This is a genomic window from Streptomyces sp. NPDC013157, from assembly GCF_042899865.1.
Classification (GTDB): domain Bacteria; phylum Actinomycetota; class Actinomycetes; order Streptomycetales; family Streptomycetaceae; genus Streptomyces.
Window position 1 is genome coordinate 54,752 of sequence record NZ_JBIBAK010000019.1, and the last position, 18,038, is coordinate 72,789.

Sequence of the window (18,038 nt, forward strand, 5' to 3'; positions counted from 1 at the left end):
CCCCGAGGAATTCTCGGCGCAACGTTCGCTTGTCACTGTCGGCTTCAGGTCCACCGTGTTCCACAGGTCGTTCCCGCACCCTTCCCTAATCGGCTCATATGAGCACCAATTGTCCGTAGCCTCGGATTCTTCGCAAAGGCACCGGATAAGGTTGCGGACATGACTCAGTCGCACCCCAGGATCAGCAAGGCTGTCATTCCCGCGGCAGGCCTCGGCACCCGGTTCCTGCCGGCCACCAAGGCCACTCCCAAGGAGATGCTGCCGGTCGTCGACAAGCCGGCGATCCAGTACGTGGTCGAGGAGGCCGTGTCGGCGGGGCTCGACGACGTCCTCATGATCACCGGACGCAACAAGCGTCCCCTGGAAGACCACTTCGACCGCAACTACGAGCTGGAATCGGCGCTCCAGAAGAAGGGCGACGCCGGCCGGCTCGCCAAGGTGCAGGAGTCCAGCGACCTGGCCACCATGCACTACGTCCGCCAGGGCGACCCCAAGGGCCTCGGCCACGCCGTGCTGTGCGCCGCCCCGCACGTGGGCCGCGAGCCCTTCGCCGTCCTGCTCGGCGACGACCTGATCGACCCGCGCGACCCCCTGCTCCAGCGCATGATCCAGGTCCAGGAGCAGCACGGCGGCAGCGTGATCGCTCTCATGGAGGTCGACCCCGAGCAGATCCACCTCTACGGCTCCGCGGCCGTGGAGGCCACCGCCGACAGCGACGTCGTCAAGGTGACCGGCCTGGTCGAGAAGCCTGACGCCGCGGACGCCCCGTCCAGCTACGCGGTGATCGGCCGCTACGTCCTCGACCCGCACGTCTTCGACATACTGCGGCGCACCGAGCCGGGTCGCGGCGGCGAGATCCAGCTGACCGACGCCCTCCAGCAGCTCGCGCAGGACGAGAAGGTCGGCGGCCCCGTGCACGGCGTCGTCTTCAAGGGCCGCCGCTATGACACCGGCGACCGCGGCGACTATCTGCGTGCCATTGTCCGGCTCGCGTGCGAACGTGAAGACCTGGGCCCGGACTTCCGGACCTGGCTTCGCAGTTACGTAGCCGAGGAGATGCAGCAGAGTTGAGCAGCACCGCGACCCGCCCCGCCGGCCCGGACCACCTGTGGTCGGTGGACGAGCACCTGGAGGACATCCTCACCGCCGTCCGCCCCCTGGAACCCATCGAGCTGCAACTCCTCGACGCCCAGGGCTGCGTCCTGGTCGACGACGTCACGGTGCCTCTCTCACTGCCGCCGTTCGACAACAGCTCCATGGACGGGTACGCGGTACGGGTCGCGGACGTGGCGGGCGCGAGCGAGGAGTTCCCGGCCGTCCTGGAGGTCGTCGGGGACGTCGCGGCGGGCGCGGCCGAGCTGACCCCGGTCGGCCCCGGCCAGGCGGTCCGCATCATGACCGGCGCCCCGCTGCCGCCCGGCGCCGAGGCCGTCGTCCCCGTGGAGTGGACCGACGGCGGACTCGGCGAGGGACCGGTCGCCGGGATGCGGGCGCGCAGCCTCGCGCCCGAGGGCGCCGAGGGGCACGTGCGCGTGCACCGGCCGGCCGAGGCACGCGCTCACGTACGCGCGCGGGGCAGCGACGTGAAGGCCGGCGACCTCGCCCTGGCGGCCGGCACCGTCCTCGGCCCGCCGCAGATCGCGCTGCTCGCCGCGATCGGCCGCGGCACGGCACGCGTGCGCCCGCGCCCGCGCGTGGTCGTCGTCTCCACCGGCAGCGAACTCGTCCAGCCCGACGAGGCGCTCGGCAGCGGCCAGATCTACGACTCCAACAGCTTCGCCCTCACCGCCGCCGCCCGGGACGCGGGTGCCATCGCCTACCGGGTGGGCGCCGTCGTCGACGACGCCGAGACGCTGCGCGCCACCATCGAGGACCAGCTCGTCCGCGCGGACCTGCTGGTCACCACCGGCGGTGTCAGCGTGGGCGCGTACGACGTCGTCAAGGAGGCCCTCGCGCACGTCGGCGACGAGGACGAGCCGGGCAGCGGCATCGACTTCCGCAAGCTCGCCATGCAGCCCGGCAAGCCCCAGGGCTTCGGCACCATCGGCCCCGACCACACGCCCCTGCTGGCGCTTCCGGGCAACCCCGTGTCGTCGTACGTCTCCTTCGAGCTGTTCGTGCGGCCCGCCATCCGCACGCTGATGGGCCTCGACGACGTCCACCGGCCCCGCACCACGGCGACCCTCAGAGCCGGCAAGGCGCTGGGCTCGCCCAGGGGGCGCAGGCAGTTCCTGCGCGGGGCGTACGCCGACGGCGAGGTGACCGCCGTGGGCGGCGCCGGTTCGCACCTGGTCGCGGCTCTGGCACACGCCGACGCACTGATCGTCGTACCCGAGGACGTGGAGTCCGTCGAGCCCGGCACCGACGTCGAGGTCGTCCTGCTCGGCTGAGCCACCCACGCGTACCCGTCCGCCGGGCGGTCCTGCCCGCTGGTGCGGGCCGTCTTGGCGGTACCGTGTCGCGCACAGCAGGCCCGACCGCCGCACCGCGACGGGCCAGGACCGGGAGCGCCACACAGCATGACTGAGCCCTTCCGGGGGGACACCCCCGGCCCCTCTGTGCCAGACCGACTGACGCACCTCGACGACGCGGGCGCCGCCCGCATGGTCGACGTGTCCGGCAAGGACGTGACCGCGCGCACCGCCCGCGCCAGCGGACGGGTCCTCGTCTCGCCCCGCGTGGTCGAGTTGCTGCGCGGCGAGGGCGTTCCGAAGGGCGACGCCCTCGCCACCGCGCGCATCGCCGGGATCATGGGGGCCAAACGCACCCCGGACCTGATCCCGCTGTGTCACCCCTTGGCCCTCTCCGGTGTGAAACTGGACCTGGCGGTCGCGGACGACGCGGTGGAGATCCTGGCCACGGTGCGGACGACGGACCGCACGGGTGTCGAGATGGAGGCGCTCACGGCGGTCTCCGTCGCGGCGCTCACCGTGATCGACATGGTCAAGGCGGTCGACAAGGGAGCGGTCATCACGGACGTACGCGTGGAGGAGAAGACGGGCGGAAAGTCGGGCGACTGGAGCCGGGCGTGAACGCCGGGCCGTCCGCCGAGGGTGCGCCGCGCGCGCCGTATCGCGCGCTGGTCGTGACCGCCTCCAACCGGGCCGCAGCGGGTGTCTACGAGGACAAGGGCGGACCGCTGCTCGCGGCGGGCCTGGCGGGCCTCGGGTTCGGCGTGGACGGGCCGCGGGTGGTGCCCGACGGGGAACCCGTGGCCGCCGCGCTGCGCGCGGGGGTCGAGGCGGGGTACGACGTCGTCGTCACCACCGGCGGCACCGGCATCTCGCCCACCGACCGCACGCCGGAGGCGACCCGCGCGGTGCTCGACTACGAGGTGCCGGGCATCGCCGAGGCCGTCAGGGCGTTCGGGCGCGAGAAGGTGCCCACCGCCGCGCTCTCCCGGGGCCTGGCCGGGGTGGCGGGCCGGACACTGATCGTCAACCTTCCCGGGTCCACCGGCGGGGTGCGGGACGGCCTCGCCGTCCTGGAACCCCTGCTGGCGCACGCCGTCGACCAGATCCGCGGCGGGGACCACCCGGCACCCAGCAGTGGGGGTGCGAGCTGAACACCCCATCCTGGCCCGTCGTGCTGGTGGACGGCGATGTCGTCCTCCGGCCCATAAGGGTGCGTGACCAGCGGGCCTGGCGCGAGGTCAACCGGCGCAACCGGGACTGGCTGCGCCCCTGGGAGGCCACCATCCCGCCGCCCACGCCCAGCGGGCCGATAGTGCACCGGCCGACCTACCGGCAGATGGTCCGGCACCTGCGGTCCGAGGCGAACGCGGGGCGCATGCTGCCGTTCGTCATCGAGTACCAGGGGCGCCTGGTCGGGCAGTTGACCGTCGCCGGGATCACCTGGGGGTCGATGTGCTCGGGGCACGTCGGCTACTGGGTGGACCAGTCGGTGGCCGGCCGCGGGGTGATGCCGACGGCCGTCGCGCTCGTGGTGGACCACTGTTTCCGCACCGTTGGTCTGCACCGCATCGAGGTCTGCATTCGCCCCGAGAACCGGCCCAGCCGCCGGGTCGTGGAGAAACTCGGATTCCGTGAGGAGGGGCTGCGGCCGCGTTATCTCCACATCGACGGCGCCTGGCGCGACCACCTCGTCTTCGCCCTCACCGCGGAGGAGGTGCCCGAGGGGTTGCTCGGCCGCTGGCAGCGGGCACGCTCCCAGGGCGCGTCCGCGAAGGCACCGGGCCCGACGGGCACGGGCACTTCTCCGCACGTGCCCCGCAATCCGCAGAACACTCCAGGGAATCCCGGCTAGTCGAACAAATTGAATGCGTGTTCGAAATTGATCGGTTCTTGACCATCTCGGGGCGTTGAATTCGCGGCTCCGACGGCCTACTGATCGCATCGGTCACAAAAAAAGCTCGAAATATCAGCCGGATCGTGCGACACACCGACGCAATTGGCAGATGGCCCCACGCAAACCCCTCTACCGTGTGAGGCGTGAGCAGCAGCGGCCTCATCTACGCAGTCATTGTCGGGGCCTGGGCCGCCTACTTGGTGCCGATGTGGCTCCGTAGGCAGGACGAGCTGAACGAGGCCCGTCCGACGGAACGCTTCAGCACCGCCATCCGGCTGCTGTCCGGACGGGCGGGGATGGAGCGTCGGTACGCCAGGGACCTGCGGGCGCGCTCCGCCTCGGAGGGGGAGCAGGACGCCGGTGAACCGGACGCCGCCACCGACTCGGTGGACGTCCGGGCCTTCGCCATGCCTCCGACCCGCCGTCAGGTCCGGGCGGAGGTGGGGCCGGAGACGGCCGGACGCCAGGAACCGGCGCGCGACCAGGCCGCCGCGCCGGCGGCCAAGTCCGGGTCCGCGCCGCCCCGCCAGGCGGGCACCGCATCCGTACCGGCCCCGGCTTCCGCCTCCACGTCCGCGCCCAAGTCGGGCTCCACGCCCGCCCGCAGGCAGATTCCGGCCCCCCGGCGCGCACCCTCCGCACAGGCGGCCGCGGAACGCGCCCGGCGCTCGAAGGCGCTCGCCCGCCGTCGGCGCACCACCGTCATGCTCTTCGTCGCCTTCACGCTGGGCGCGATCGTCGCGGCCGTCGGGGGGCTCGCGTTCCTGTGGGCGCCGGGCGTGCCCGCCGTCATGCTCAGCGCCTACATCGCCTACCTGCGCGCACAGGAACGCAGGCGCTTCGCCTACCAGATGGACCGGCGTCAGGCCGAGGCCGCCGCACAGCGGTTGCGGGAGCGCCAGCCGCGCCGGCGCGCGCCCCTCGACCCGGCGGGCGTCGGCGCGGACGAACCGGAGGAGGGACCAGAGCCCGGGACCGATCCCGGCCTGTCCGCGCTCGCCGCCGACCGGCGCGCCCTCGTCGAGCAGACCGACCACGCCGAGTGGGTCGACCAGCAGCGCGAGCGGCAGCGGCGGCCCGGACACGGCGACAGCTGGGACCCGGTGCCGGTGCCCCTGCCGACGTACGTGACCGCACCGGTCGCGCCGCGCGCCACCTCCGACGTGGACCTGGGGGCGCCGGACGCGTGGAGCTCGGCGCGGTCCAGCGCCGTCGTGCCGGAGCAGGAGACCAGGCCGGCGGCGCCCGAGGCCGAGGCGGAGGAGGCGGAGCCCGCCGCCGACGACAGGGCTGCGCCGGACGACGGCCGGACCGACGCCCTCCCCCACGCTCGACGGCGCTCGCGTGGGGGGCCCCCCATCGCGGCCTCCGCCCGCAGGGCACGCGAACGCGGCCGCACGCCCCTCTTCGACCAGTACGAGGAAGGCGACCGCCCCCGCGCGGCCAACGAATGACCTGACGGCGAGGGTGCGGGGCGCGTCGGCACCCCGCGCCTGACCAGTCAGGGAACGGATTTCCAAGCACCCCGACGGGGATGCTAGAGTTTCACTCGTTGCAAGGGCCTGTGGCGCAGTCCGGTAGCGCACCTCGTTCGCATCGAGGGGGCCAGGGGTTCAAATCCCCTCAGGTCCACTGCACAACTGTTCTCGAGTTCGCTCGGGGGCGGTTGACGAGATCCCGCCGATCTTCATGATCGGTCGGGATCTTCGTCGTTTCCGGGGCCTGTTCGAGCCCGGCCGGTCCGGGATCCGGTCGGCAACACGTCCGGCGAGGTGGTCGGGATGTGTGCCGCGGCCGTCCCCGACGGCCGGACCCTGCTCGTCACCGCCACCTCCCGAGGCGCGGTCCGGTCGTGGGATCCGGCCACCGGGGAGGCCGTCGGGCGCCTCAACCCCTACGGCAGCCCGATCCGGTCGATCACCGCCGTCCCGATCTCCGCCGCCCATACGCTGGTCGTCGCCGCGGACACCGGGGGCGGCGTGCACGTGTGGGATCCGGCCGTCGACGATCCCTGGGAGCGGGGCGCGGCCGTGCAGTTGAGCAGCTGCGCCCACGCCGGTGCCGCGCACCGGGTGGCGGCCGTGGCGGCCGTGCCCGCCCCGGGCCGTACGCTGCTGGCCACCGGAGACGACCAGGGCGTGGTCAGGCTGTGGGACCCGGCGACCGGAGACCCGGCCGGAGACGCCCTGCCCGCCGGGACAGGCACCGCCGGCCTCCCGGTCATGGCCGCCGCCACGCTGCCCGACGGGCGCCGCGTCCTGGCCACCGGCAGCGCACTCGGACGCCTACGGGTATGGGAACCGGAGACCGGCACAGTGCAGCACATCGCCCTGGACCTGGCGCCCACCTGCCTGGCCGCCGCGGGCCCGGACCTGATCGTCGGACACGACCGCGGAGCCGTCGCACTCCCGCTCACCGGGCGGTGAACGAGGGCGGTGAACGAGGGCGGTGAACGGGGACGGCCGGGGGGCGGCCGGGGGGCGGCCACCATGCGTCCCGCCCAGTCCCGCGGGGCAGCCAACAACCAGTGCGGCCAGGCCATTTCGCGTTGGCCACGGGCGAGGCCCGGTGGAAGGTCAGGACCACCGAGCTCGTGCACTCCACGCCCCTGGTGGGCGAGGGCACGGTGTACATCGACAGCCTCGACGAGCACCTCTACGCCGTGCGGGCCCATCGGCCGGGCGAAACACCCGCCGAGGACCGGCGCGCCGGCTCCACCCGCCCCGAGCGCACGAGTCCCCGCGAGGGGAGCCCACGCACGGGATCCGCTCCGGCAGGCCCCGGCCCGGTCGGCGGCACCGTGCGCTGGACGCGGCCACCGGCGAGGAGCGCCGGCGGCTGGAGACCGGCGGCGAGGTGTGCTCGACGCCGGTGGTCGCCGACGGGACCGTGTACGTGGGCAGCGAGGACGACTTCCTGTACGCGGTGCACACCTGACGCCCGTCCGTCCCTTCACCCGAGCCGCCGCGCGCGGGGGCGGCCCGGGGTGCCCCGGCCTACAGATCCCCGTGCAGGGCCTTCGCGTAGCAGCGGCTCGACTCGTGGTGGCGGTAGTAGCCGAACTTGGTGCACGGGGCGTAGCCGCTGGAGGTGTACAGGGCGATGGCCTCCGGCTGCTTGGTGCCGGTCTCCAGCACCATGCGCAGCCGGCCGGCCGCGCGGGCGTCGTCCTCCAGGGCCGTCAGGATCCGGCGGGCCAGACCCCGGCCGCGCAGCCCCTCGATGACGAACATGCGCTTGAGCTCGGCGTCGCCGTCCTCGTTGCCCTCGCCGTTCGCGTCCTGGCTGCGCCAGCCGCCGGTGGCGACCGGGCGGTCGGACTCGTCGTACGCGATCAGGTAGACCCCGTTCGGCGGTTCGAAGTCGGACGCGTCGAGGACCGTGGCGTCGCCGCCGTCGCCGTAGCGGACGTGGTACTCGGCCTGGACCTCGTCGTTCAGCTTGACGGCGTCGGGGTGGTCGAAGGCAACGCGACGTATATTCATGTGAGGCATCGTATATTCGTACGGGTGGCCGCTCGGGCGGCGCGGTGGGCGATCCGGACTCCGTCCAGTGTGCCGGTATCGTTCCCGCGTGCTGACTGTGACCTCGGTGAATGTGAACGGGCTGCGGGCCGCCGCGAAGAAGGGCTTCGTGGAGTGGCTCGCGGAGACCTCCGCGGACGTGCTCTGCCTCCAGGAGGTGCGTGCCGAGCCACAACAGCTCCCGGAGGAGGTGCGCGCGCCCGGCGGCTGGCATGTCGTGCACGCCCCCGCGGCCGCCAAGGGGCGTGCGGGCGTCTCCCTGTACACCCGGCGTGAGCCGGACCGGGTGCGCGTCGGCTTCGGCTCGGACGAGTTCGACGCGAGCGGGCGCTACGTCGAGGCCGACCTGCCCGGTGTCACCGTCGCCTCCCTCTATCTCCCCTCCGGGGAGGTGGGCACCGAGCGGCAGGACGAGAAGTACCGCTTCATGGGCGAGTTCCTCGCCCACCTGAAGGACCTGCGCGAGCGGGCCGCCGCCGACGGCCGCGAGGTCGTCGTCTGCGGCGACTGGAACATCGCCCACCAGCAGGCCGACCTGAAGAACTGGCGCGGCAACACCAAGAACTCGGGCTTCCTCCCGGAGGAACGGGAGTGGCTCGGCAGCGTCCTGGACCCGGCCGACGGCGGGTACGTCGACGTCGTGCGCGCGCTGCATCCGGGCGTGGAAGGGCCGTATACGTGGTGGTCGTATCGCGGCCGGGCGTTCGAGAACGACTCGGGTTGGAGGATCGACCTCGCCGTCGCAACCCGCGGGCTCGCCCGGCGTGCGGTCAAGGCGCATGTGGAGCGGGCTGCCCGTCACGAGGAGCGCTGGTCAGACCATGCTCCAGTGACGGTCGTTTTCGATCTGTGACGAGGAGGGGGCGGGGCGCACCGCTTCGCTGCGCCCCGTCCGTTTCAGGGCTGTCGCTGACGGGGCGGGCCTCCGATGCTGAATGTCAGCCGTGACGTGTCCGGTCCGCCGCCGGACCGTCCCTTGGCGGCCGTGACGCGAGCTCCGTGCCTGAGGAGTTGTTCCCGAGTCACCTCGCCGTCCGTGGCGAATGCCCCCCGATACCGGCTGACGGTGTAGTCGTCCAGCCAGCCGGCACGGATGGCGGCGGGAGCGGGGACGTTGTGCCGCGGGCGGAGGCGGGGCAGGCGTGGTCGCCGTACGAATACGCCTTCCACGTGGCGAAGTAGTACAGCGCGGTCGACATGTGACCACACGATGGCGTCATGGAGAGCGTCGGCCATACCCCGGGGCTGGTGGCACAGTCGCCGGGGCTTTTCGATCTCACTCTCGGACATCGAACCGAATTCCGTCCGTTCTTGACGGGAATGTGCCCCGATGGAGTGAACGATCAGGGAGTTCCTGGTCACGCTTGCGCAGCCGCCGGTCCAGCGCCAGTGACACCTCCGCCTCCACCACGCTGCGGGCCAGCGGGCGCAGGCGTTCCATGTCCTCCTCGGGGCCGTGGCGCAGGACGAGGTCGGCGAAGAGTTCGGCGAGGGCGTCGGCGTGTTCGCGGACGCTGCGGCCGGCCGCCAGGACCTCGGCGAGCGGGAAGCCCTCGCGGACCAGGGCCTCGGAGGCGTCCAGCAGGCGGCGGCTGATGTGGACGATGTCGTCGCCGTCGGTGCCGAGGTAGCCGAGGTCCATGGCGGCGGCGAGGTTCTCCGGGGTGACCTCGCCCTCGAAGCGGGCGGCGAGTTCCTCGGGGGTCAGGCGGACCGGCTCCTCCTCGGTGGGGGTGTCGACGCCGAGCAGTTCGGCGACGTCCTTGCCGTGGTCGAGGGCCTCCGCCAGCTCGGCGATGCCGTTCAGGGTGTGGCCGCGTTCCAGGAGCGCCGAGATCGTGCGCAGCCGGGCCAGGTGATGGTCGTCGTACCAGGCGATACGGCCCTCGCGGCGGGGCGGCCGGATCAGCTTGCGCTCGCGGTAGAAGCGCAGGGTGCGCACGGTGATGCCGGCCAGTGCGGCCAGTTCCTCCATGCGGTACTCGCGCCCGCCGCCCGGGGCGGAGGCCGTGGAGGTTGTTCGTCCGCCGTCGTCCGTCACGTGCGCAGCCTATGTTGTACCACCGGTAACTTTCCTCCGTCCGGGGCCTACCCATCAGTACGGAGCTGCTCTACAGTCCAACCGTGCCAGTGTTCACTGGCGTAATCGCGGGCGAGGTGTGGAGGCTTCGGGATGGCCCAGCACGAGCATGTACGGGTGGCGGTGATCGGGTCCGGGTTCGGCGGGCTGGGCGCGGCCGTGCGGTTGCGCAGGGAGGGGATCACCGACTTCGTCGTCCTGGAACGGGCCGGCAGCGTCGGCGGTACCTGGCGGGACAACAGCTATCCGGGGTGCGCCTGCGACGTGCCCTCCCACCTGTACTCCTTCTCCTTCGCACCCAACCCCGACTGGCCGCGCACCTTCTCCGGGCAGGAGCACATCCGCGCCTATCTGGAGCACGTCACCGACGTGTTCGGGCTCCGGCCCCACCTCCGCTTCGACGCCGAGGTCAAGCGGATGGCCTGGGACGCGGAGGCGCTGCGCTGGGAGATCGAGACCGCCGCCGGCGCCTTCTCCGCCGACGTCGTCGTCTCCGCCACCGGGCCGCTGTCCGACCCGAAGATCCCCGAGATCCCGGGGCTGGAGTCGTTCCCCGGCAAGGTCTTCCACTCGGCCCGCTGGGACCACGACTACGACCTGCGCGGCAAGCGGGTCGCCATGGTCGGCACCGGCGCCTCCGCGATCCAGATCGTGCCCGCCGTCCAGCCCGAGGTCGCCCACCTCACCCTCTTCCAGCGCACCCCGCCGTGGGTGATGCCCCGCGTCGACCGGGCCATCAGCGCCGCCGAGCGCCGGCTGCACCGCGCGCTGCCCTTCACCACCCAGGCCAGACGCGGCCTCCTGTGGGGCATCCGGGAACTCCAGGTCCAGGCGTTCACCAAGCACCCCGACGAACTCGGCCTGGTGGAGAGCCTCGCCAAGCGCAACATGGCCCGCGCGATCAAGGACCCGGCGCTGCGCGCCAAGCTCACCCCGGACTACCGCATCGGCTGCAAGCGGATCCTGCTCTCCAGCACCTACTATCCGGCGCTGGCCCGGCGGAACGTGGACGTGGTGGCGAGCGGGCTCAGCGAGATCCGCGGGTCGACGGTCGTCGCCGCCGACGGCAGCAGCGCCGAGGTCGACGCGATCGTCTTCGGCACCGGCTTCCACGTCACCGACATGCCCATCGCCGAACGGGTCGTCGGCGCCGACGGACGGACCCTCGCGGAGACCTGGAAGGGCGGCATGGAGGCGCTGCGCGGTGCCTCGGCCGCCGGGTTCCCCAACTGGATGACGATCATCGGGCCCAACACCGGCCTCGGGAACTCCTCCATGATCCTCATGATCGAGTCCCAGCTGAACTACATGGCCGACTACCTGCGCCAGCTCCGCGTCCTCGGCGGACGTGCGGCCCTGGACGCGCGCCCCGGTGCCGTGGCCGCGTGGAACCACAAGGTCCAGGAGCGCATGAAGCGCACCGTCTGGAACACCGGCGGCTGCACCAGCTGGTACCTGGACCCGAGCGGCCGCAACACCACCATCTGGCCCGGTACGACCACGGAGTTCCGGCGTGCGACCCAGCGGGTGGACCTCGCGGAGTACGACGTGATCCGCCCGCCCCTGCCGAGCGGCACGAGCGGCATCGGCGGCGAACGGGCCGCGGACGCGGAGGTGGGCGCGTGAGCCGGCTCACCCATGTGACCTCCGGGCCGTACGCGCCGCCCGCCCCTGCCCGCGAACTCACCGTCGTCTCCGCCGACGGCGCCCGCCTGCACGTCGAGGTGCACGGTCCCGAGGACGCGCCCCCCGTCGTCCTCGCCCACGGCTGGACCTGCTCAACCGCCTTCTGGGCGGCGCAGACGCGCGAACTGGCCGTCGACCACCGGGTCATCGCGTACGACCAGAGGGGGCACGGGCGCAGTCCCGCGAGCCCCGCGTGCACCACCGAGGCGCTGGCGGACGACCTCGAAGCGGTGCTCGCGCAGACCCTCGCCCGCGGGGAACGTGCCGTGGTCGTCGGCCATTCCATGGGCGGCATGACCGTCATGGCGGCCGCCGCGCGCCCCCGTTTCCGCGAGCACGCCGCCGCCGTCCTGCTGTGCAGCACCGGCAGTTCGCGGCTGGTCGCGGAGGCGCTCGTCCTGCCGTTGCGCGCCGGCGGCCTGCGCACCTGGCTGACGGCGCGGGTCCTGGCCTCGCGCGCCCCGCTCGGACCCGTCACGCCCCTCGCGCGGCGCATCCTCAAGTACGCGACCATGGGCCCGGGTTCCGCCCCGCACATGGTCGAGGCGTGCGCACGGATCGTGCATGCCTGCCCGCGCGCCGTGCGCCACACCTGGGCGCGTGTCCTCGCGCGGCTCGACCTCGACCACGGTGTACGGGAGTTGAGTGCGCCCACCGCGGTCGTCACCGGCACGGCCGACCGGCTCACGCCCCCGGTGCACGCCCGCGCACTGATCGCCGCGCTGCCGCACCCCCTCGGCCTCACGGAACTGCCGGGCATGGGCCACATGACTCCGGTCGAGGCACCGGAGCTGGTCAACGGAAAGATCCGGGAGCTGGTCACCGCGTACGTGACCGGTGCCCCTGAGGAAGCCGGCGCCGACGGGCCCGAGCGGATCAAGGAGAGCTCATGAGCAGGGTCGGTCTCGAAGGACAGGTCGCCGTCGTCACCGGAGCGGCGCGCGGTGTCGGGGAGTTGCTCGCCCGCAAGCTCTCCGCGCGCGGGGCGACGGTCGCGCTGGTCGGGCTGGAGGAGGAGGCCCTCAAGGAGGTCTCCGGCAGGCTGCACGGCGACAGCGCGTACTGGTACGCCGACGTCACCGACCACGAGGCGATGAGCCGGGTCGCGCGGGAGGTCAAGGAGCGGTTCGGGAAGGTCGACATCGTGGTGGCCAACGCCGGGGTGGCGAACGGCGGTCCGTTCGCCGACTCGGATCCGGTGGCCTGGCGGCGGGTGATCGAGGTCAACCTGATCGGCTCGGCGGTGACGGCGCGCGCGTTCCTGCCGGTGCTCACGGAGAGCCGCGGCTATCTGCTGCAGATCGCGTCGCTGGCCGCGATCACGCCGGCGCCGATGATGACGGCGTACTGCGCGTCCAAGGCGGGCGTGGAGGCGTACGCGCACAGCCTGCGCGCCGAGGTCGGCCACCAGGGTGTGCGGGTCGGGGTCGGGTACCTGTCCTGGACGGACACCGACATGGTGCGCGGCGCCGACCAGGACGAGGTCATGCGGGAGTTGCGGCAGCGGCTGCCGTGGCCGGCGAACAAGACCTACCCGCTGGGTCCGGCCGTGGACCGGATCGTGGCCGGCATCGAGCGGCGCTCGGCGCACGTGTACGGGCAGCGGTGGCTGCGGGGGATGCAGGGCGTGCGCGGGTACCTGCCGGCGTTGATCGGCGCGGTCGGGCAGCGGGAGATGAAGCGGTTCGCGCCCCGGTTGCAGGGCATGCGTACGGGGCTCGTCGGTGCAGGTGGGGCGGCCGACGAGGAGGCGCGTGCTACGCACCGTAACTGATCGAAGTGCGCGCGTAGTCGGCCCGTGTGAATCTGGTCGAGGCCCCACTGAGGGCCGATCCCCTCACCCTCCACGGGAGTGAACCCACATGGGTATGAAGGACAAGGCCGGCAAGACGCAGGGACAGGCCAAGCAGAAGATGCAGGAAGGCCAGCAGCAGGCGCAGCAGCGCGGCCAGCAGGCCCAGCAGCGCGGCCAGCAGGGCGCCCAGCACACCCAGCAGCGGGGCCAGCAGGCGCAGGAGCGAGGCAGGCAGGCGACTGAGCGCGGTCGTCAGAACCTGGACGACACCGAGCAGGAGATGCAGGACCGGTTCGACCAGGACTACGACGCCTAGTCGTTGCACTCGGCTTGGCCGAATTGCGTGGGGCGCCCTTCTTCGTGGAGGGTGCCCTGCGTTTTGTGCGCCCAAGGGGGAGTGGGGTGCGGTGGGGTGGCGGGTGCGGGTGCGTGGGGGCTGGTCGCGCAGTTCCCCGCGCCCCTACGGGGCGCTCGTCGGCCTTGGGGGAAGCTTCGGGCGGGCCCTGTTCGGGGCTTCGCTGTAGTCGGGGGGGACGGCTGCCGGGTGGTCGGTCAGGAGGTCGAGGGCGAGTTGGATGGCGTCGTCCATCTCGACGTGGCGGCCCTCGGCCCAGTCCAGGGGGGTGCGCAGGACCTCCAGGTCGGGGGCGACGCCGTGGTTCTCGACGGACCAGCCGTAGTCCTCGAACCAGGCCGCGTTCATCGGCACCGTGATCACCGTGCCGTCGCCCAGGCGGTGGCGGCCGGTCATGCCGACCACTCCGCCCCAGGTGCGCTGTCCGACGACCGGGCCGAGCTTCAGCAGTTTGATCGCGGCCGTGATCATGTCGCCGTCGGAGGAGGTGGCCTCGTCGGCGAGCGCGACGATCGGGCCGCGCGGGGCGTTGGAGGCGTACGACACCGGCTGGGCGTTCCTCGTCAGGTCCCAGCCGAGGATGGTCCGGGTGAGTTGCTCCACGACGAGTTCGCTGATGTGGCCGCCCGCGTTGCCGCGCACGTCGACGATGAGCGCCGGCCGGGAGACCTCCATCCGCAGGTCGCGGTTGAACTGGGCCCAGCCCGAGCCGCCCATGTCCGGGATGTGCAGGTAGCCGCACTTGCCGCCGCTCATCTCCCGCACCACCTCGCGGCGTTTGGCCACCCAGTCCTGGTAGCGCAGCGGCCGTTCGTCGATCAGCGGGAGGACGGCGACCCGGCGCGGCGGCCCCGACTCGCCCTCGCCCGGGACGAACGTCAGCTCCACCGTGGTGGCCCCCGCGCCCGCGAGCAGCGGGAACGGCCCGGTCACTGGGTCCACCGGTCTGCCGTCGATGTGGGTGAGGACCGCGCCCTCCCGGATGCCGGTGCCGGCGAGCGGGGAACGCGCCTTGGAGTCGGAGGAGTCGCCGGGCAGGATCCGCTTGACCGTCCAGCCGCCGTCCCGGCGTACGAGGTTGGCGCCGAGCAGGCCCTGGAAGCGCTGGTAGTGCGGCGGGCCCTCGTTGCGGCGGGCCGGGGTGACGTAGGCGTGCGAGGTGCCCAGCTCGCCGAGGACCTCGCGGAGGAGGTCCGCGAAGTCGTCGGGGGAGGCGACCCGTTCGAGCAGCGGGCGGTACTGGTCGAGCACCCCGTCCCAGTCGATGCCGCACATCCCGGGGTCCCAGAAGTAGTCCCGGATGAGGCGGCCGGCCTCGGCGTACGACTGGCGCCACTCGGCGGGCGGGTCGACCTCGTGGAGGATGCGGCGCAGGTCGAGCCAGACGGTGGTGTCGCCGTCGCCGGACTCTGTCGACGGCACGGCCCGCAGCTCGCCCTCGTCGACCACGACCAGCCGACTGCCGTCGCCGCTGACCGTGAACCAGTCCAGGTGGTCCACGAGTTCGGACTTTTTCGCCTTGCTGATGTTGAAGTACTCCAGGGTCGGCCGCCCGCTGGTGTCGGCCGGGTTGACGAAGGTCTCGCCCAGCGCGCCCGAGATCGGCCAGCGCAGCCAGACCAGTCCGCCGCCCGCGACCGGGTACATCGCCGAGTACTTGGAGGCGGTGACCGGGAACGGGGTCACGCGGCTCTCCAGCCCTTCCACCTCGACCGTCACCGCGCCGCCCTCACCGGGCTCCTCGTCCTCGACGGGGTCCAGGCCCCCGGCGGCCGGCCGGCCGTCCGGGTTGAGCGCGAACGGGGAGGGGGTCGCCGAGGAGAGCGGGACCAGGTAGGGGCGGCAGCCGAGCGGGAAGGACAGGTCGCCGGTGTGCACGTCGTACACCGGGTCGAAGCCGCGCCAGGACAGGAACGCGAGGTAGCGGCCGTCTCGGGTGAAGACCGGGTTCTCGTCCTCGAAGCGGCCGTTGGTGACGTCGATGACGAGCCGGTCGCTGATGCGGGCCATCTTGATCTGCCGCAGCGAACGGCCGATGCCCGGATGTGACCAGGTCAGCCATGACCCGTCCGGTGAGAAGGCCAGATCACGGACCGGTCCGTTGACCGACTGGATCAACTCGGTGACCACGTCACCGGAACCCGCACCGTCAGCAGAGTCAACGTCGGCAGGCTCTTCGCCGTCAACCTGGTCAATGTCGTCAAGAGAATCAACCGGGACGGCAGAATCAACGGAGTCGGCGGAGGTTTCGACGACCTCGACCTCCTCGGCCACGTCGATGAGCAGCAGCCGGCCGTCGTGTGCGGCCACCGCCAGCCGTTCGCCCAGCGGGTCCGAGACCAGTTCGAGCACCCGGCCCAGCTTCCCGCAGGCCAGCCGGCGCGGTGGGCGGGCGCCGGTCGCCCGGGGCAGGTGGGCGATCTCGACGGCGTCCTCGCCGCCGGCGTCGGTGACGTAGGCGATCTGCCCGGTCGAGCCGAGCATCTCCGGGAGCCGTACCCGTACCCCGGGGGTGTCGGCGATGGTGCGGGCCGGGCCGTCGCGGTGGGTGAGCCAGTGCAGGCTGCCGCGTACGACGACGGCGCTGGCCCGGCCCGTCTCGTCGACGGAGACGCCGTCGACGTGCTGGGCGGCCGGCACCTGGTAGGGGCGGCGCCCGGCCCGGGGCCCGGACAGCCGTACGTCGAGCCTGCGCGGTGCCGCGGCCGGGCCGAGGTCGTCGACGAGCCAGAGGTCGCCCGCGCACTGGTAGACCACGCGCGTGCCGTCGCTGGAGGCGTGCCGGGCGTAGAAGGCGTCGTGGTCGGTGTGCCGGCGCAGGTCGGAGCCGTCGTAGGCGCAGGAGTAGAGGTTGCCGACGCCCTCGTGGTCGGAGAGGAAGGCGATCCGGCCGCCGACGAACATGGGTGAGTGCAGATGGCCGCCGATGCCGTCGAGCAGCCGCTGCCCGTGCAGCCACAGTCGGCCCATGGCGCCGCCCCGGTAGCGCTTCCAGCCGGCCGGCTCGTGCGGCGGGGTACCGGTGAGCAGCAGGGTCCTGCGTTCGTCGGCGATGTCGGCGACCTGGATGTCGGCGACCGGCCCCCAGGGCAGCTTGCGGCCCGGGTCGCCGTCGGTGGAGACCTTGTAGGCCCAGGTGAAATAGGAGAAGGGCTGCCCGTGCGAGGCGACCGCCAGGATGTCCCCCTCCGGAGTCCAGCCGCACACCTGGGTGTCGGCGCTGCCCCAGTACGTCAGCTGCCGGCCGGGGCCGCCGTCGACGTCGACCAGGTGGATCTCGGGGACCAGGCTGCGCCAGCTCGTGTACGCGATCCGGCGGCCGTCCGGCGAGAAGCGCGGGTGGCCGGACTTGGTGCGGTCGACGGTGAGCCGCCAGGCGCGGCCCGGGGCGTCGAGCGAGGTCAGCCAGAGGTCGTCCTCGGCCACGAAGCACAACAGGTCGCCGCTGAGATGCGGCAGGCGCAGATAGCTCACCTCCCCATGCTTTTCCGGGCGCGGAGGGCCAGCAACTCGTGGGAACTCACGGATTTCTCAGTCACGTGAGACAGCACACGTACGAAACGGTTTCGTTTCTGTAGATCGCGGGGTATCTTCGAGAGGCAAGCACGAAGGTGACGAGGGAGCAGTGGAGGGTGAGTGGCATGACTGAGGTCGCAACGGCGCGTCGCAGTCGGATCACGCCTGAGCGCGAGGCCGAGCTGTACGAGGCCGTGCTCGACCTGCTCCGCGAGGTCGGTTACGACGCCCTCACCATGGACGCCGTCGCCGCCCGCACCAAGTCCAGCAAGGCCACCCTCTACCGCCAGTGGGGCGGGAAGGCCGAGCTGGTGGCCAGGGCGGTCCGGTACCAGAAGCCGGGGGGCGCACTCGGCGAGATCGACACCGGGTCGCTCCGGGGCGATCTGCACACCCTCACGATGCGTTCGGACGACTGCGAGATGGAGCAGAACTCCGCGCTGATGCGCGGGCTCGCCATGGCGGTCCACGGCAACCCGGACCTCCTGCAGGCGTTCAGGGAGCATCTGATCGAGCCCGAGATGGCCCAGTTCCGCCAGGTGCTGCAACGGGCGATCGACCGGGGCGAGGTCCGTGCGGACAACCCTGCGATCGACTTCGTGATGCACATGATGATCGGTGGATTCGCCGCCCGTTCGCTGATCGACGAGCAGCCGCCCACCCAGGCCTTCCTGCTGTCGTACATCGACGCCGTGGTGCTTCCCGCCCTCGGCGCACCCACCTGCTGACCCTTCCCCGCAGCCAGCCCACCTGACGTCTCCGCTCACGTCGTCG

At 72.3% G+C, this 18,038-nt stretch carries 17 protein-coding genes, 1 tRNA gene and 1 pseudogene; 16 read left to right on the forward strand and 3 right to left on the reverse strand.

Annotation, left to right across the window (positions count from 1 at the left end; translation table 11 throughout):
- Nucleotides 1-159: 159 nt before the first annotated feature.
- The 10 genes and pseudogenes from galU to ACFY6U_RS41660 all read left to right on the forward strand — a co-directional run bounded on the left by galU (nucleotide 160) and on the right by ACFY6U_RS41660 (nucleotide 7,245).
- On the forward strand, nucleotides 160-1,071 hold the full coding sequence (galU, locus tag ACFY6U_RS41615) for a UTP--glucose-1-phosphate uridylyltransferase GalU (protein WP_351488252.1): 912 nt from the start codon (nucleotides 160-162) through the stop codon (nucleotides 1,069-1,071).
- The gene (glp, locus tag ACFY6U_RS41620) at nucleotides 1,068-2,390 is read left to right on the forward strand and encodes a gephyrin-like molybdotransferase Glp (protein ID WP_390046860.1); all 1,323 of its coding nucleotides are present in this window, start codon (nucleotides 1,068-1,070) and stop codon (nucleotides 2,388-2,390) included. Before galU ends, glp begins: the two co-directional genes overlap by 4 nt.
- 129 nt (nucleotides 2,391-2,519) lie before the next feature.
- Nucleotides 2,520-3,032, forward strand: a complete 513-nt coding sequence (gene moaC / locus ACFY6U_RS41625) for a cyclic pyranopterin monophosphate synthase MoaC (RefSeq protein WP_366356731.1) — start codon at nucleotides 2,520-2,522, stop codon at nucleotides 3,030-3,032.
- Nucleotides 3,029-3,565: a molybdenum cofactor biosynthesis protein B gene (locus ACFY6U_RS41630; RefSeq protein ID WP_390046863.1), complete on the forward strand. Its 537-nt coding sequence runs from the start codon at nucleotides 3,029-3,031 to the stop codon at nucleotides 3,563-3,565. Before moaC ends, ACFY6U_RS41630 begins: the two co-directional genes overlap by 4 nt.
- Before the next feature lie 20 nt (nucleotides 3,566-3,585).
- Nucleotides 3,586-4,266 (forward strand): GNAT family N-acetyltransferase, encoded by a 681-nt coding sequence (locus ACFY6U_RS41635; protein WP_390046864.1) that lies wholly within the window; start codon nucleotides 3,586-3,588, stop codon nucleotides 4,264-4,266.
- A 185-nt stretch (nucleotides 4,267-4,451) separates the two neighbouring features.
- Complete coding sequence (glpR, locus tag ACFY6U_RS41640; protein ID WP_390046866.1) at nucleotides 4,452-5,762, forward strand: gephyrin-like molybdotransferase receptor GlpR; 1,311 nt, start codon at nucleotides 4,452-4,454, stop codon at nucleotides 5,760-5,762.
- 104 nt (nucleotides 5,763-5,866) lie between these two features.
- A tRNA-Ala gene (locus ACFY6U_RS41645) sits at nucleotides 5,867-5,940 on the forward strand.
- Between the two features lie 149 nt (nucleotides 5,941-6,089).
- Nucleotides 6,090-6,734, forward strand: coding sequence for a WD40 repeat domain-containing protein (locus ACFY6U_RS41650; RefSeq protein ID WP_390046867.1), 645 nt, complete (start codon nucleotides 6,090-6,092; stop codon nucleotides 6,732-6,734).
- A gap of 101 nt (nucleotides 6,735-6,835) precedes the next feature.
- Nucleotides 6,836-6,967 (forward strand): annotated as a pseudogene (locus ACFY6U_RS41655) (PQQ-binding-like beta-propeller repeat protein); the annotation flags it as partial.
- Nucleotides 6,968-7,113: 146 nt separating this feature from the next.
- Nucleotides 7,114-7,245: a PQQ-binding-like beta-propeller repeat protein gene (locus ACFY6U_RS41660; RefSeq protein ID WP_390047134.1), complete on the forward strand. Its 132-nt coding sequence runs from the start codon at nucleotides 7,114-7,116 to the stop codon at nucleotides 7,243-7,245.
- Nucleotides 7,246-7,304: 59 nt separating this feature from the next.
- Here the strand turns inward: ACFY6U_RS41660 and ACFY6U_RS41665 are convergent, their stop codons facing one another.
- The gene (locus ACFY6U_RS41665) at nucleotides 7,305-7,793 is read right to left on the reverse strand and encodes a GNAT family N-acetyltransferase (RefSeq protein ID WP_390046869.1); all 489 of its coding nucleotides are present in this window, start codon (nucleotides 7,791-7,793) and stop codon (nucleotides 7,305-7,307) included.
- An 88-nt stretch (nucleotides 7,794-7,881) separates the two neighbouring features.
- Between ACFY6U_RS41665 and ACFY6U_RS41670 the strand changes: the two genes are divergently transcribed.
- Nucleotides 7,882-8,685, forward strand: a complete 804-nt coding sequence (locus ACFY6U_RS41670) for an exodeoxyribonuclease III (RefSeq protein WP_390046871.1) — start codon at nucleotides 7,882-7,884, stop codon at nucleotides 8,683-8,685.
- 423 nt (nucleotides 8,686-9,108) lie between these two features.
- Here the strand turns inward: ACFY6U_RS41670 and ACFY6U_RS41675 are convergent, their stop codons facing one another.
- Entirely contained in the window at nucleotides 9,109-9,807 is a 699-nt protein-coding gene (locus ACFY6U_RS41675) for a MerR family transcriptional regulator (RefSeq protein ID WP_390047136.1), read from the reverse strand.
- Nucleotides 9,808-10,005: 198 nt separating this feature from the next.
- Here ACFY6U_RS41675 and ACFY6U_RS41680 point away from each other — a divergent pair, with 198 nt between their 5' ends.
- The 4 genes from ACFY6U_RS41680 (at nucleotide 10,006) to ACFY6U_RS41695 (ending at nucleotide 13,709) form a co-directional block, all read left to right on the forward strand.
- Entirely contained in the window at nucleotides 10,006-11,538 is a 1,533-nt protein-coding gene (locus ACFY6U_RS41680) for a flavin-containing monooxygenase (RefSeq protein ID WP_390046873.1), read from the forward strand.
- Entirely contained in the window at nucleotides 11,535-12,491 is a 957-nt protein-coding gene (locus ACFY6U_RS41685) for an alpha/beta fold hydrolase (protein ID WP_390046875.1), read from the forward strand. Before ACFY6U_RS41680 ends, ACFY6U_RS41685 begins: the two co-directional genes overlap by 4 nt.
- Nucleotides 12,488-13,372, forward strand: a complete 885-nt coding sequence (locus ACFY6U_RS41690; protein ID WP_390046877.1) for an SDR family oxidoreductase — start codon at nucleotides 12,488-12,490, stop codon at nucleotides 13,370-13,372. The genes ACFY6U_RS41685 and ACFY6U_RS41690 overlap by 4 nt, the downstream gene beginning before the upstream one ends.
- Before the next feature lie 88 nt (nucleotides 13,373-13,460).
- On the forward strand, nucleotides 13,461-13,709 hold the full coding sequence (locus ACFY6U_RS41695; RefSeq protein WP_390046879.1) for a hypothetical protein: 249 nt from the start codon (nucleotides 13,461-13,463) through the stop codon (nucleotides 13,707-13,709).
- Nucleotides 13,710-13,853: 144 nt separating this feature from the next.
- Here ACFY6U_RS41695 and ACFY6U_RS41700 read toward each other — a convergent pair whose 3' ends face one another.
- A complete protein-coding gene (locus ACFY6U_RS41700) occupies nucleotides 13,854-17,222 on the reverse strand; it encodes a S41 family peptidase (RefSeq protein WP_390046881.1) in 3,369 nt (1,122 codons plus the stop codon).
- Between the two features lie 167 nt (nucleotides 17,223-17,389).
- Here ACFY6U_RS41700 and ACFY6U_RS41705 point away from each other — a divergent pair, with 167 nt between their 5' ends.
- The gene (locus ACFY6U_RS41705; RefSeq protein WP_390046883.1) at nucleotides 17,390-17,992 is read left to right on the forward strand and encodes a TetR/AcrR family transcriptional regulator; all 603 of its coding nucleotides are present in this window, start codon (nucleotides 17,390-17,392) and stop codon (nucleotides 17,990-17,992) included.
- Nucleotides 17,993-18,038 lie beyond the last annotated feature (46 nt).